The organism is Promicromonospora sp. MS192, from assembly GCF_049532985.1.
Taxonomy (GTDB): domain Bacteria; phylum Actinomycetota; class Actinomycetes; order Actinomycetales; family Cellulomonadaceae; genus Promicromonospora.
Genome location: NZ_CP186693.1, coordinates 1587282 through 1600990 on the forward strand (window position 1 = coordinate 1587282; position 13709 = coordinate 1600990).

At 66.3% G+C, this 13709-nt stretch carries 13 protein-coding genes; 7 read left to right on the top strand and 6 right to left on the bottom strand.

Annotated features, from left to right (window positions below; all coding sequences use genetic code 11):
• The first annotated feature begins 42 nt into the window (after nt 1-42).
• Both ACO229_RS07085 and ACO229_RS07090 read left to right on the top strand, forming a co-directional pair.
• Nucleotides 43-1653 (top strand): ATP-dependent nuclease, encoded by a 1611-nt coding sequence (locus ACO229_RS07085; protein ID WP_423464317.1) that lies wholly within the window; start codon nt 43-45, stop codon nt 1651-1653.
• Entirely contained in the window at nt 1650-2735 is a 1086-nt protein-coding gene (locus ACO229_RS07090) for a UvrD-helicase domain-containing protein (protein WP_423464318.1), read from the top strand. Before ACO229_RS07085 ends, ACO229_RS07090 begins: the two co-directional genes overlap by 4 nt.
• A gap of 189 nt (nt 2736-2924) precedes the next feature.
• Here ACO229_RS07090 and ACO229_RS07095 read toward each other — a convergent pair whose 3' ends face one another.
• From ACO229_RS07095 to ACO229_RS07105, 3 genes are all read right to left on the bottom strand, one after another.
• Nucleotides 2925-3602: a hypothetical protein gene (locus ACO229_RS07095; RefSeq protein WP_423464319.1), complete on the bottom strand. Its 678-nt coding sequence runs from the start codon at nt 3600-3602 to the stop codon at nt 2925-2927.
• Between the two features lie 7 nt (nt 3603-3609).
• On the bottom strand, nt 3610-4038 hold the full coding sequence (locus tag ACO229_RS07100; protein ID WP_423464320.1) for a hypothetical protein: 429 nt from the start codon (nt 4036-4038) through the stop codon (nt 3610-3612).
• 829 nt (nt 4039-4867) lie between these two features.
• Entirely contained in the window at nt 4868-5878 is a 1011-nt protein-coding gene (locus ACO229_RS07105; RefSeq protein ID WP_423464321.1) for a helix-turn-helix domain-containing protein, read from the bottom strand.
• Between the two features lie 93 nt (nt 5879-5971).
• On the opposite strand from ACO229_RS07105, the gene ACO229_RS07110 reads away from it, so the two are divergent.
• The 5 genes from ACO229_RS07110 (at nt 5972) to ACO229_RS07130 (ending at nt 10319) form a co-directional block, all read left to right on the top strand.
• Nucleotides 5972-7219, top strand: a complete 1248-nt coding sequence (locus ACO229_RS07110; RefSeq protein ID WP_423464322.1) for an MFS transporter — start codon at nt 5972-5974, stop codon at nt 7217-7219.
• 74 nt (nt 7220-7293) lie between these two features.
• Nucleotides 7294-8196 carry a phosphotransferase family protein gene (locus tag ACO229_RS07115; RefSeq protein WP_423464323.1) on the top strand — a complete coding sequence of 301 codons (903 nt, stop codon included), beginning with the start codon at nt 7294-7296 and terminating at the stop codon, nt 8194-8196.
• A 342-nt stretch (nt 8197-8538) separates the two neighbouring features.
• A complete protein-coding gene (locus tag ACO229_RS07120) occupies nt 8539-9099 on the top strand; it encodes a hypothetical protein (RefSeq protein WP_423464324.1) in 561 nt (186 codons plus the stop codon).
• 410 nt (nt 9100-9509) lie between these two features.
• A complete protein-coding gene (locus tag ACO229_RS07125; protein WP_423464325.1) occupies nt 9510-9983 on the top strand; it encodes an Imm21 family immunity protein in 474 nt (157 codons plus the stop codon).
• Nucleotides 9984-10067: 84 nt separating this feature from the next.
• Complete coding sequence (locus ACO229_RS07130) at nt 10068-10319, top strand: hypothetical protein (protein ID WP_423464326.1); 252 nt, start codon at nt 10068-10070, stop codon at nt 10317-10319.
• Between the two features lie 645 nt (nt 10320-10964).
• Here ACO229_RS07130 and ACO229_RS07135 read toward each other — a convergent pair.
• From ACO229_RS07135 to ACO229_RS07145, 3 genes are all read right to left on the bottom strand, one after another.
• Nucleotides 10965-12263 carry an amidohydrolase family protein gene (locus tag ACO229_RS07135; RefSeq protein WP_423464327.1) on the bottom strand — a complete coding sequence of 433 codons (1299 nt, stop codon included), beginning with the start codon at nt 12261-12263 and terminating at the stop codon, nt 10965-10967.
• Nucleotides 12264-12326: 63 nt separating this feature from the next.
• Entirely contained in the window at nt 12327-13151 is an 825-nt protein-coding gene (locus ACO229_RS07140) for an Atu4866 domain-containing protein (protein WP_397432603.1), read from the bottom strand.
• A gap of 164 nt (nt 13152-13315) precedes the next feature.
• The gene (locus ACO229_RS07145) at nt 13316-13696 is read right to left on the bottom strand and encodes a winged helix-turn-helix transcriptional regulator (protein WP_423464328.1); all 381 of its coding nucleotides are present in this window, start codon (nt 13694-13696) and stop codon (nt 13316-13318) included.
• Nucleotides 13697-13709 lie beyond the last annotated feature (13 nt).

Genomic DNA, 13709 nt, shown 5'->3' on the forward strand with positions numbered 1-13709 from the left:
TGTGTCCGGTTATGTGGGTTCACGGGGAGAGTGGTTCAGAGCATGATCGAGCGGATCGTCGTTCAGGGATACCGGCTGTTCCAGGACTTCGAGATGGAGCCGACGACTGGCCTCAACATCGTCGTCGGCGGCAACGAGGCAGGGAAGTCGACACTGCTGGAAGCGATCGGCCTCGCCCTGACCGGCCGGGTCGACGGTCGAAGGGTCGAAGACGTCCTGAACCCTTACTGGTTCAACCAGCAGCAGGTCGCCGACTACTTCTCGTCACTGTCCACCAACACGCCGATGGACCTACCCGAGATTCTGATCGAGCTCTACTTCTCGTCCTCCGACCCGAACGCACAACTGCTCCGCGGCGTGCACAACTCCCGCAAGGCCGACGCACCCGGTGTGAGGCTCCACATCCGGCCCTCGGACGACTACGCCGTCGAACTGGCCGAGTACCTCGCGGATGCAACCAGACTCAATATCCTCCCGGTCGAGTACTACGAAGTCCAGTGGTGCGACTTCGCCGACGCCCGACTACACCGCCGTCCGAACGGACTCGGCGTCGCATTCATCGATTCGCGCACGATCCGCTCAACGTACGGGGTCGACCACAATACGCGCGAGATGCTGACGAACTTCATGGACGCCAAGGAACGCGCTGCCATCTCGGTGGCACACCGAGGTGCCAGGCAAGCCGTCACGCGTGATGCGCTTGCCGGCGTCAACGAGCGCATCGCGGCGGAGGGTGTCGCTCTGTCCGACCGGACTCTTGGCCTGCAGATGGACCAGTCGGCTGCCGCGGCATGGGAGACGAGTGTTGTACCGCACGTCGAGAACGTGCCGTTCGCCCTGGCGGGTCAGGGTCAGCAGGCTGCGATCAAGGTGGCCCTCGCGCTGAACCGTTCGGCGGCCAGCACTGCGTACGTGCTCATCGAGGAGCCCGAGAACCACCTCTCGCACACTGCCCTGACTCGGTTGATCGACCGGGTCGAGAACCTAGCCGCCGGGCGTCAGGTCTTCATCACGACCCACAGCTCCTACGTCCTCAACCGTCTCGGTGTGGACCGGCTCCGCCTTCTACACGCGGGCAAGGCATCAGCGTTCTCCGACATCAGCCCCAACACCGTCAACTACTTCCGCAAGCTGTCGGGCTTCGACACCTTGCGCCTCGTCCTGGCCGACAAGCTCGTCCTCGTCGAAGGGCCGTCCGACGAGATGCTCTTCGAACGCGCGTTCATCGACAAGCACAGCAAGAAGCCCATCGACGCAGGGATCGACATCGTCTCGATGCAAGGCGTGTCGCTCGCACGTGCACTGGAGCTCGCCGCAGCGCTCGACCACCACAAAGTGGCGGCGATCCGTGACAACGATGGTCAGGAACCCGAACACTGGAGAGGGCCCGTCGCTCAGTACCTCGCGGACAGCAAACGCGACCTCTTCATCGGTGACCCTGCCCTCGGCTCAACGTTGGAGCCCCAGGTCGTCAAGGCGAACGCCGCCGACGAAGCAGCATTACGTGAGGCCCTCGGCATCACGGACGAGTCGACGTCGATTGAGAAGTGGATGCACGACCACAAGACAGGTGCGGCGTTGCGGCTCGCGGACGCGCCGACGTCGATCGTCTACCCCGAGTACCTGACGCGGGCGATCGAGTTCGTCGCATGAACCGGGCGACGCTCGCTGTCGCGGGCTCACGCAAGACTCAGTCGATCGTCGATGCCTGCACGAACGGTCCGACGAACGTCCGCCGCCTGGCCGTCACCTACACGATCTCCGGCCAAACGGAGCTTGAACGACGGCTACGCTCCGCTTGCCCTCCCGGTGCAGTGCCAGAGGTCGTGGGCTGGTATGCGTTCTTGATGCGACACTGCATCCGTCCCTACCTGCCCCTCAAATACCCGGGACGGCACCTACGCGGACTGAACTTCGACGGCAAGCCGACTGGAGGCCTCTACGCGACCGGCGCCCCGCGCTTCCTCGACTCCGACAACCGCGCGTACAAGCTCCACCTCTCGAAACTCGCCTACGACGTCGTACTCGCGAGCAAGGGCGCCGTCATCGACCGCCTGGTCAACATCTACAACGAGATCTATATCGACGAGGTCCAAGACCTCACGGGGTGCGATCTGCACATCCTCGAGATTCTGATGAACGCTGACGGGATCGACATTCACATGGTCGGCGACGTCCGCCAGTCGGTCTTCGACACGAACCCGCAGGACCAGAACCTCAAGAAGTACCGGGGCGTCAAGATGCTCGACTGGTTCAACACCCACGAGGAGTCAGGGCTACTGGAAGTCCAGCACAATGCCGACACATGGCGGTCCAACCAAGAGATCGCGACATTCTCGGACACGATCTTTCCGCCCAAGTTCACCTTCCCGACCACGACCTCCAAACAGGAACTCGTCACGGAGCACGACGGCGTCTACGCCATCAGCGAGAGCGACGTCGAGGAGTACCTCGCTACCTACCACCCCCAACCACTGCGGCCTAAGGTCACTGTAGCCAAGGCGGTCGACCTACCGTTCCAGAACTTCGGCGCCGTCAAGGGCCTCACCTTCGAGCGGACCCTGATCTACCCGACACAGCCGATCGTGCAGTTCCTCACCCGTGGAAAACCTCTTGCCGACCAGTCCGCTTGCGGCCTCTACGTTGCAGTCACCCGTGCCATCTCCTCGGTCGCGTTTGTCGTACCCGACCCGAACGCAACGAAGCTGCGTCACTGGCGTCGGGGTCGGTCGTAGAAGGTCGGGGTCGGTCGTAGAAGGGGGGACTGCAGTCCGGATCGGTGACAAGGGGCTGCTGCACGGCTGCACGACACCCGCCTGGGCTAGGGGCGTGCCCGAGATGGAATGTAAGGCGCGGCGACACCGGTCCCGTGCGGCACCGAACTCGTCGTTGGGCTGTTCCTACAACGGCATCGATTTGCAGATTCACCAATACTCGGACGCGTGGGGCGCTTCGGCTGCCATGTCGGCAATGTAGTCGGATTCTGCCTGTTTAGCGGCGTCGACCATGTCCACGCCAGCCGCGATCATCGAGTAGACGCCATCGAACATTGCGGCCAACTTGGAGAAGTCGATACGGTTGGTGTCGAGATACTCTGTAGGAAATCGGAAGCTGTTTCCCTTGGGGTCAGCGTCGGCAAGAAGTGCGAGGGCTTCGCGAACATCTCCGGGTAACAATGGAAATTCTGCAGCCGACATCTGTGCGTTCAGATCGTTCAGCAAGATTGCTAGATCGTGGCGAGCCTCCCTGCGGTGATGCCGCTCGATCTTTGCAGGGTCAACGTCCTCTCCACGCTCGCCCTTAAGCCTTCTAAAAGCAGCAACTTCGTTGATTAGCTCCTTGATTGCGGTCTCGATCGCGTGGCGGTACAAGTAAAGGAACGGATGCAGCAGGGCATCGTCTTCTGGTACACCTCGGAATGTCGAGGTGAGTCGTTGAGCGGCCCAGGCGAACTCGTGCGGAATGTTCCGTTGATGATCCGGCCACTTCATGATCAGCGTGTCGTGCTTGTCTGCTGGGAAAACTTCAAAGATTGACTGTCGGTTCTGCTGTCTTGCACTGTTCTCAGGCATGGGTGCAACTACGCTTTCAGTGCTGTCCACACCGGGACTACACTATGAAGATGCGACGGGTGATGGTCGTTTGGATCGCGAACGAGTCCCGCATCGTCCAGTTTCCGGCGACGCCACCATGGTTCTCGCCGCCACATTGGCAGACACACCTAAGCGCGTTGTCGGGATTGCCGGTCTGACAGGCCGTTCCGCACTTCTGCTGCTGGGCTGCGTCGGTGATGAGGGTCGTGCCGCCCGGCCCGAAGCGATCCACACACGCGGCAAGTAGGTCGTCTGCATGGCTACGCACGACCTCCCAGACCCCTCTGCCGATGTGCTCGATCTGGATGCGCTCTCCGAGGGTGTCCCGGAGCCAGCGCGGATTGGCCGAACGATCGGCCGGGTTGTAAGGAAGGATGACCTGTGCCCGGCCTTGCACCGGCAGCCAAATGGCCGGAGGGTGTTGCATCTCCGGTGGCCGGTTCATCTGACAAGTCTAGTCGAGGCCGGAGTTCCCGTGTGAGCGTGTTGCAGAGTCAGTAGGCGGTGCAGTTTGCGGTCAAGGACGCGACTGCGGCATGGGCAGTTATCCTGAACGAGCGCGGCACTCGTCGTGAGCTCGGCTAGCAGTCCCACGTGGTTACTCGCCGCGTTGGCCGGTCTCGGCTGGCGACATCGCATCCCTACTGGTCTCAAGTCCCGGTGTAGTCCCATTCGCCTGCAGCGGAGGATGAACTGCCTGGTCAGGGCTGGTTTGCACAGTTCAACGTCTGAGCAGTGCGCGTCCCGTTGTTGGTGCCGTGCTGCAGCCTGTGCACGTGAGAGGCCGCCTCCGAAGACGGAGGCGGCCTCTCGTGGGTGGCAACCCGGAAAATCATCTGGCGCGGTTGCGCCTACCACCCGTCGCCAACGATAGGCGGTCGATCGGCGTCGCCGATCCATACCGCGCCACGCGGGTCGCGTTTCCGACTTCGGGTCTAGGGTGACGAGTCGATCAGAGTCTCGCTCAGAGTCGTTGCCTGCCGGCCCGTGGAGCAAGAGCCCAGGTCGATGTCGCGCGCCAGGCAGCGCCCTGACCTGGGCGACGGGCTCTCTCAGGCTGCCAGTAAGGAGTGGCAGGGTGAGCCTCTCGCACGCGGCACGTGGTGTTCGACGGGTCTGATGATACGTACCCGTGCAGCAGTTCCCGGTTCTCCCGCGTGTACGTGTGCCGACAGTACTTGCGGGGTCTTTGCTGACTTCCAGATCTATCCCGTGTCGTGGGGGCGACCGACTCGGAAGGCGCGTGTCGAGGTCACGGTGTCCTGAACCAAGCCCTAACGGCCGGGTGATCTGGACATGGGCTGCTGCTGTCCGGCGTGTAGAAGTGCGACGGCGAGCGGTGTGGTGGCGTAGATGACGCGGCGGCCGTGTCGTTGGCGGTTTACGAGTCCGTTGGCTCGCAGGACGGCGAGGTGCTGCGCGACGGCGCTCGGCGTCGTGCCCATCTCGCGGGCGAGGTCGCTGGTCGTGGCGGGCGAGGTCAGGGCGCGCAGCAGCGCGGCCTTGCTCAGGCCGAGGAGGCGGACCGTGCTGTCCGACGTCGGCGCCTGGGCGAGCGCTGCGGTCAGGGACGCGATCCCGCGGCACGGGTAGCGCAGGGTCGTCCATGTCGTGGTGTTGCGCTTGACGATCACCCGGTCCGCTCCCAGCGCCACGGGGAGCAGGACGAGGCCGCCGTGCGCCGCGGCGTCGTGTCTCTGATCTGTCAGGACGGTGAGACGGCCATCCGACCAGACGAGGTCGCGGTGCAGACCGGCGAACAGCAGTGCGGCGCCGCCGGAGGCCAGCTGCGCTGCACGGTGCGCGATGTCGGTCTCCAGGAGCGCCTGGATCCTGGGCCAGTGCGGCAGGACGAGGCGGTCGTGGGCCTCGCGGAGCTCGGCGGCCACGACGTCGAGGCGTTCGGTCGGGGCGGCGGCCAGCTCGCGGGCCGCGGGGGGAAGATCGTCCCCGAACACGCGGTGCAGGCTCTCGGTCACGTCCTGCGGTGCGGTCGTCCTCATAGCTCTGAGGTCGTCGTCGATGGTGGTCCGGGTGGTGGCCGGCGCCGGCAGGAGGAACTGGGGCCACGCGGGGCGGCCGCTGACCAGGAGCGGCCACGTGGCAGGGAGCCGGAGCGGCCGGTCGGCGAGCTGTTCCCGGGCCCACCGGATCCAGCCCTTGGCACCGGGGTTCGGATCGGGGCGGGCGAGCTGTTGCAGCCCGGAGATCGTCTCGGCCAGCGGCGAGACGGCGAACCGGGTTCCGGCCAGGTCGGCAGCGCTCACCTGGATGCTCAGTGCCATGCATCCATGATCGTGGGCCCGTGACCTTCGTCCCACGATGTAGCCCCGGGCTCAATCATTGTGCCCAGCGAGTGGCCGCCGCAGGCTCCGCGCATGACATCGACCGGCGGGGGATCGACAGGGAGCAGGCTCCCGGGGCGCTACTGGCGGTTGTGGTGGGCCGGTGCGATCGACAACGTTGGCACCGGTGCCCTGGTCACGGCGCTGCCGCTGCTCGCGGTCACGCTCACCACCGATCCTCGGCTGGTGTCGGTCGTCGCCGCGGCGAGCTACCTGCCCTGGCTGCTGTTCGCGCTCCCGGCCGGCGCCGTCGTCGACCGGTACGGCCGGATCGGCCTCATGCAGGCCGCCCAGGTCTTCCAGGCGGTGGTGGTCACGGCGGTCGCGGTCCTGGTCGCCGTCGGCGGCATGTGCATCCTGTCCCTGACGTTCGCGGCGTTCCTGGTGGGCGTTGGCCAGGTCGTCTTCGGGATCGCGAGCCAGTCGGTGGTGCCGCAGATCGTCGAGCGCCCGCTGCTGGCCCGTGCCAACGCCCGCCAGTACCTGGCCGCCACGATCGGGCAGAGCTTCATCGGCCCGCCCGTCGGGAGCTTCCTGTTCGGCCTGGCGATCGCGCTGCCGTTGGGGCTGGACGTCGCGGCTCTGGTCGCGTCCGTGCTGCTGTTGGCGACGCTGCGCGGCGGGTCACAGCCACGGGACGACGACGCGGCCACGGGTCCGGCGGGGGCGCCGAGGGTCAGCGAGGGGCTGCGGTGGCTCGCCGGGCACCGGCTCCTGCGCACGCTCGCGGTGCTGCTCGGGGTGAACACGTTCTGCTTCCAGCTCGGCAACGTGACCCTGGTCCTGCTGGCCACCGACGAGCTCGGCGTCAGCGCGGCCGGCTACGGGATGCTGCTCGCGGTGGCAGCGGTCGGGAGCGTCCTGGGCGGCGTGCTCACCGCCCGGTTCGTCAACGTCTTCGGACAGGTCCCGGTGCTGGTCGTCGCGCTGGCGGTCAACGCCGCTGCGTTCGTCCTCCTGGGCCTGAGCCCGGACGTGTGGACGCTCGCCGGGCTGCTCGCCCTGAGCGGCCTGGTCACGGCGATCTGGAACGTCGTGACCGTCACGCTCCGTCAGGAGCTGGTTCCGCTCGGCCTGCTCGGCCGGGTCAACAGCGTCTACCGGCTGGTCGGGTGGGGGCTCATCCCGCTCGGGGCACTGGTCGGGGGAGTGATCGCCCATGAGATGGGCGTCCGCTCCGGCTACCCGGTCGCCGGAGTGCTCCGCGTCCTCGCGCTCCTGGTCAGCCTGCCGGTCCTGATCCGCGCCCACCGGCAGGGAGCGCAGCCGTCGTCGACGTAGCGTCCGTCGGGCGGTGCAGAAGCCTTGCCCGAGGGTATGACGGCTGAACCGTCATGCCGTCTAGCCTCGCTGGCATGAGCGCCCCTCACCCAGGCCAAGTGCTGAGCACGCTAGGGCTCCGCGCCGCAGACACGGACGACAATCCGTCGGGCGGGATGTCGGGCTCCGCGCTTACCGCCGCGGTGACTGGCGACGGTGAACCAGTCATCGTGAAGGTAAGTGCTCTCGACTCCGGCGTCAGACGCGACCAGGCGTGCCGCGAGCTGGCGGTCTACACACAACTGGCTCCCAGGTACGCACTCCCAACACCGCGATTGATCGCCCACCACCGCGCCGCTGACTGGATAGCGATCGCGATTGCTCGCCACGAGCCTGCACCTCCAGCACCGGAATGGGGAATCGACGACTGGCGCGCCTTCGCGCAGATGATGGGGCGTCTTCACCGGACGGTGCGTCAGGTGCCGGACGCGCTTCGCCAAGAGTCGCCAGTACGCGTGGGCCCGCAAGGCAACATCAAGTCGTTCGCGGAGCAGCTCTGGCACGGTCCCGGGGACCGCGAACGAATCCGTGTAGCCCTGGACGATCTCGTCGCGTTGGAAAAGGCAGCAAGCCAGGGGCCGGTGACGTTCCTGCACGGCGACTGCCACGTAGGGAACGTTCTCCACACTCCGGATCGGCAGCCGCTGCTGGTGGACTGGCAATCTGCTCGGGTGGGGCCGTCAGCAGCGGATCTCGCCTTCGCGTTCACCCGCGCGGTCCCGACAGGAGCTGCCGTACCCCGCGCTCACGCCATCGCCGCCTACTGCAGCGAGGCAGGCGCAGACACGGCACTGACAGATCACCAGATCACTGCCCACCAGATCCTGACCCTGGTCTGCCAGTACCCAGAGTTCTCGAGCTTCCTTGGCGAGAAAGAAGTGGGCCGTCTTCGTGGAGAGCTAGATGCGCTCCTGAGCCGGTGGAGGAATCGTGGTTGAGCCCAAAGTGGTGCTGGCGCTGATCGCGTCGGTTGAGGGGTGGATCACCCCGTATGTCGACCATAGGGAACGGTGCAGCTCGGTCATCCGAGATGGGCTCTTGGCCTAAGGCCTGCTGCTCGCGTCGAGCAGACCGTCACGACCACAGGCGGGGATCGGTGTCCGAGGCCTGGTCGACCTCGCCAGGCGCGCAGCATCGCTCGCGCCGCGAGGGTCACGCATAACCCGTAGTACATGGCCAAGGAAATTGCCGAGCGGTGTGTGACCCCCATGGGCGCAGCCGTGCAGGCGGCAGCCGCGTGCGATGCCTGACCTTGAGCGTCGTGTCGGTACCCTTTCAGAATGGATGCCGGCGTGGCCGCGATTTTGTCTGCCCTCATCGCGGTCGTGGGAACAGTCGGCGTCGCGCTCTTGGGCTGGCTGCGTGCGCGCTCGGATCGAGAGGAGCGCAATACCGAGCTGGAAGCGGCTCGCGTCGAGCAGCGAAACGTACGGTGGCTGGAGACGCGCCGTGTGGCATATGCGCAGTTCATGATGACGTTGCGGCTCATCATTGACTCGAACTACGCGCGGCTGGACGCGTTGAGCAAGGGCGGGATGCCGGGCTTTCCTAGGCTGGCCGAGGATGAAGATCCGATGCCTACGGTCCTGACCGAGCTCCAGGATCGTCTGTGCATGATCGAACTCGTCGGTCCGACGCCGATCGGCGAGCTCGCGCGCAGCTGCTTCGACTTCGCGTACGACGTGGAGATGTCCGTCCGGGGTCACGCGGCCACGCTGAGCGCGCCTCCGGACTTCGCCGATCGCGAGGACGTCCTCCGCTTCCTGGGGGAGAAGTGTGACCCAACGCTCGACCTCTACTTCGAGATCCTGGACCTCATGAAGGCGGACCTGCGGCAGTAGGCCCTAGGTGCTCAATGAGCAGCCGTGGGGCAAGTACGATGCGACTGGTAAGCAGATGCCGGACGAGAGTATGTCAGTGGGCAAGTATGCCCAAGAGAGTATTCCTGCCCGTTCGACAGGACGGAGATCGACAAAGGCTGAGGTCGATCAAGACAATGCAAACGGTTACAATTTCGGCTGCCATACCTGCGGAATTCATGATCCTGGCACGCCAAAAGGCAACTTCATCAAAGACCATCAGCCGCCCAGTTCGTGGAAGTCGGATGTGCTACCGGATGGTATCGGGTTCACGCAGCGCCTTTACCCGCAGTGCCAATCCTGCAGCAACATCCAAGGCGGCGGCGCAAATGCCCTTGCTCCTATCATGAGGAAGATTTATGAGATCGCCTACAGAGGGATTCGGTGGATAGATGAAGTGGCTCGAATCGGCAGGTGGTCCCATGGTTGTAATGCAGGCGACTTCGGTTACCGAGTGGTCCGGATACCGCGGCCCTGACTATGACCTTGCTTGCTCTGTCCACGACATCGGGATGGTCGAGGTGGGCGGGGGAGGGCGCTCGTTCTCTGCGCTGTCCCTCTCTGGCGAGCCAATGTCCACCACATGGTCAGAAGACCTGGGCTGTGTCGTCCAGTGGAGGTGGGCCGACGATGAGGACGACCTTTTCCACACGATTAGATCGTCCTGGAACGGTCTCAAGTGGGACATCGTCGGATCGGCGGAATGGCAGGGGGTGGTCGTAATGCTCGATGCCGCAACCCCTGGTGATGAGCTCGCCGCCGACGAGCTGATGGAATGGCCGATCGGTGATCAGGGTGTGTCGATCATGGTGGCGGAAATCGACGAAGGTCCGGTTGCGTGCCGGTTGGTCAAGGTCGGTAGGTAGTTCGCCCTGGCAACGGGGCGGGGCGCTCTCCTGGCAGCCAGGGCCAACGAGGTCGGGGACAGTGTGGCGGAGGCGTTCCGCGTCTTGGACGCCGACCCGCAGGACGCCCTCACGCGCTTCGACGATGCTGCCGGTGACGAGTGGGTGGGAGAGGCCGCCGCCGCGGCCGAACAGTTGGGCGCCGGGCTTGACGATCTCAACGCAACGATGAAGGCCTCCGTCGACGGCACCACGATCGACGTGGCGTCCGCAGAGGCCGCGGCGAACACGTTTACCGAACGAGCGCGTGGCGCGATGGATACGTGTGTCACCGCCGCGCACCAGGCGGCTTCGTGACCTCGCGGCGGGCTTCTATCGCGCGCTGGGAAGCAGGAGTGGATGAGGCTTCTCGTACAGCAGGTGGTGTTCGCCGCTCCTGACGACCCTCGTGCCGGTGCCGTGCTGGAGCGGGGACTGCTGCACGGATAGGTGGCTGGGTCGCGCAAGCGGCGCGTGCCGCTGTGCTGGTTTCGAGCAGTTGGGACGCAGGGGACGGTCGGCATGGTCTGCGGCGGCCCTGCTTCGCTGACGACGACCTGCCCCCAGGTGGTGCCATGGAGTTACCCCCGGGATGGTCATCGAATACTCATCAGATTCAACCCGCGCGGACCCGATGTGACCCGCTATGCTGGGACGGGTCGGTGTGAACCGATCCGCAGTATTCCGAAGAAACCCGCGCGTTTCTAGAGCTGTTTGGTCGTGGTGCAGGCCCTTCGATCTCTCCAAGGGGTCGCAGGTTCAAATCCTGTCAGCCCGACAGATCGCCCCTCACCTGTTTCCGCAGGTGAGGGGCGTTTTTCATGCCGTCTCGGCAGCATCCTCATCACCCTCGCTCGACCCCTTCTTGTGGCCACTCTGTGACCACACCAGGCTTCGAACGTGGCGCCTGCATCGGTCAGCGCCCTGTGGTCCGGGTGCAGGGCGCCGCTGTCTGCGCCCGCGTCAGATGCCGATCGACCGGACGAGACGGCCGGAGCTGATGACGGCTTGGTGGTGGCGTGGATCGATCAGGTGCGAGATGTCCGTGTGCGGGTCGGCGTCCAGGAGCAGGGCGTCGGCGACGGCGCCCACGGTCACGGTGCCCGCGCTGTCCCGCTGGCCGACCCTTTCCGCGGCGTGGCTGGTGGCCGTGGTGACGACTTCGGACAGGGGCAGCCCGGCCTGGGCGAACAGCTGCAGCTCGCGCAGCAGGGCGCTGCCCGGGGTGGGCATGCCGATCGTGATGTCGCTGCCGGCGACGAGCTTGACGCCGGCCTCGTGGAAGAGGGGCAGTGTGCGCACGGCGTGGTCGAACCGGGTCAGTGACTCGTCGGCCGGGTGATGGGGGAACGGCATGCCCCAGGTGGGGCGAGCCGCGATCGCGGCCGCGTCCTCGGCCGAGGAGATGCCGTCGACGACGAGCTTGTCCAGGTGGGCGGGGTCCCCGCTGCGGCCCAGCTGCTCCCAGGTGACGAGCGTGGGGCAGTAGAGCGTTCCCGTGCGGGCGAGCAGGTCGGCGATCTGCTCGGCCTCGCTCGTGTCGGTGGGGTCCTGCGGAATGAAAGCGTGCTCGATGCAGTCGGCTCCGGCCGCGACCGCGTCCCGCAGGTCGGTGCCGGTTGCCACATGGACCAGTACGTTCTTGCCTGCACCGTGCGCGGTCTGGACGACCGCCTCGAGTGCGGCCACGGGGAGTCGCTCGCCGCCGGTGGGTCGTCCGTCGAGGATGCACTTGACGAAGTCGACCTGATCGAGCAGCTTCTCGACCTGCCGACGTGCCTCGTCGGCATTGCCCACCTCGACGGCCATGGAACGCTCGCCGTGGAACGACAGGGGCCAGCCCTGGACACCGGTGAGGACCGGTCCGGCGAAGAACAGCGATGCCGCGGTGTGGCCGGCCTGGCGGGCCTCGCGGATGGTACGGCCCTGCGTGACCGAGCCCCCGAGGTCACACACGGACGTGATGCCCGAGTCCAGGTAGCCGGACAGGGTGCTCAGGACCTGCGGTAGCCGTTCGGCCTCCGGAAGGGACATGTCGAGCCCGGTCAGGTGGGTGTGGCTCTCCCACAGGCCGGGCAGGAGATAGCCGCCGCGCCCGTCCAGGACCACTTCGCCGTCGTGTGTGCCCTCGCTCGACGGCCTGGCGGTGTCCGCGCCGGAGGGACGGATGTCCTCGAATCGCCCCTCGGCGATACGGACGTCCATGGCCGGCATGCCGGCGGCGCCGGTGCCGTCGATGACGGTCACGTTCTTGATGATCATGTTCGGTTCCCTTGGTTGATGCTGATCGAGGGCTGCCCCCAAGGCTGGCGATCGGGAGCGGGATCATCCAGGCTCTGCCGATCCCAGGCTGAGATCGGGGCGGTCCATCACGAGGCCGGCGTGGTGGAGCGTGCCGTCCAGCAGCTCACCGAACGCCCAGAAACCGCTGTCGTCCAGATAGGTGATCCTGTCGTCGCGGACCCAGTACCGTCCCGTGTAGGCATCCGCGCGGCCGCTACGGGTCTCGGAGTAGCGTCCGTCGGCCAGCAGGTGCTGCTCCACGTCACGGGCGGGGTCCACCCACGTCCCGACCCAGGTCTGCGCCGCGGCCGGGTCGGTCAGGTCTGCGCCGGCCGGGCGAGTCGGCCGTCCGTCGAGTGCCTCCAGGTGCCCGGACACGTAGACCGCTGCCAGGTCAGCGGGGTCGATCACGAGCATGGTGCGGACCTGCACCTCGCCGACCGGGCGGCGTACGAGCGCGAACGTCGCCCGGTTGCCGGGAACCAGGTCATGGATGTTCCGCTGCGACACGGGTCGTCGGGACACTGCGCTCTCGACCGTGAGCGGGACCGCGTACGTGCCCGAGGCATCGACCACGGTGTGCTCGTCCCGGGTCGGTTCCACGAGCACTCCGTCAGCGACATACAGGTCCTCGCGCACCGAGGTGGTGGGAGTCCTCATGACCGTCGCACCCCGGAGGACGAACGGATCGTCGGTGCCCCGCTCGTCGGTCTGCCCGGCGGGAGGTCGCTCCGTGCCCTGGACCGCGGGCGGGCGTGACCGCTGCGCTGCGCCGTCGTCCGTGCAAGCAGCGCCGAGCGCCGCGACGGCGACAGCAGCGGCGGCCGTCAGGGCCATCCGCCGGCGCGCGGGCGTGTTCGTCGTCATGGCGGCACCCTGGCAGCCGGGTGCCGGCCGAGGAAGGCTGCCGGGTTCCTGGGTGCGACGCACCCAGGACCGCCGGGTCGGACCGCGGGCACGAGCCGACGCGACGACCGGCCCTCCTGACGCTCTCCCGACCGTGCTGCCAGGTCTCCCCGTACCCTGCTTCGTCAGGTCGAGGGGAGGGGTGCGGCGGCGTCGACCTCCCAGCGTTGCACGTAACCGGCGACGGAGTGGAGCGCGTCGATGAGATCCAGCCCCTGTGCTGTGAGCCGATAACGGATCGTGACTGGCGTCGTGGGGATCACGGTGCGCTCGACCAGGTGAGCGGCTTCCAGCTGCTTGAGCCGGAGGGTGAGCATCCGCGGTGAGAGGCCGGCCGTCATCGCGATGATCTCGCCGAAGCGTTCGACGCCGCGCCCCAGCGCGAGCAGGATGCTCGGCGACCAACGCTGCCCCACCACCTCGAGGACCTTGCTGGTGTGCCGGCACTGCGCCTCGTCGGCGTGGCGCCAGGAGGTGGAGGGCGGGGATGTTGGCGAGGAAGTCACTTACTAATAGTAA

Excerpts from the sequence above, each read along its gene's own strand:
- ACO229_RS07090 (WP_423464318.1), top strand. The coding sequence starts at position 1,650 with ATGAACCGGGCGACGCTCGCTGTCGCGGGCTCACGCAAGACTCAGTCG.
- ACO229_RS07100 (WP_423464320.1), bottom strand. The coding sequence starts at position 4,038 with ATGAACCGGCCACCGGAGATGCAACACCCTCCGGCCATTTGGCTGCCG.
- ACO229_RS07105 (WP_423464321.1), bottom strand. The coding sequence starts at position 5,878 with ATGGCACTGAGCATCCAGGTGAGCGCTGCCGACCTGGCCGGAACCCGG.
- ACO229_RS07120 (WP_423464324.1), top strand. The coding sequence starts at position 8,539 with ATGGATGCCGGCGTGGCCGCGATTTTGTCTGCCCTCATCGCGGTCGTG.
- ACO229_RS07135 (WP_423464327.1), bottom strand. The coding sequence starts at position 12,263 with ATGATCATCAAGAACGTGACCGTCATCGACGGCACCGGCGCCGCCGGC.
- ACO229_RS07110 (WP_423464322.1), top strand. The coding sequence starts at position 5,972 with ATGACATCGACCGGCGGGGGATCGACAGGGAGCAGGCTCCCGGGGCGC.
- ACO229_RS07115 (WP_423464323.1), top strand. The coding sequence starts at position 7,294 with ATGAGCGCCCCTCACCCAGGCCAAGTGCTGAGCACGCTAGGGCTCCGC.
- ACO229_RS07125 (WP_423464325.1), top strand. The coding sequence starts at position 9,510 with ATGAAGTGGCTCGAATCGGCAGGTGGTCCCATGGTTGTAATGCAGGCG.
- ACO229_RS07140 (WP_397432603.1), bottom strand. The coding sequence starts at position 13,151 with ATGACGACGAACACGCCCGCGCGCCGGCGGATGGCCCTGACGGCCGCC.
- ACO229_RS07085 (WP_423464317.1), top strand. The coding sequence starts at position 43 with ATGATCGAGCGGATCGTCGTTCAGGGATACCGGCTGTTCCAGGACTTC.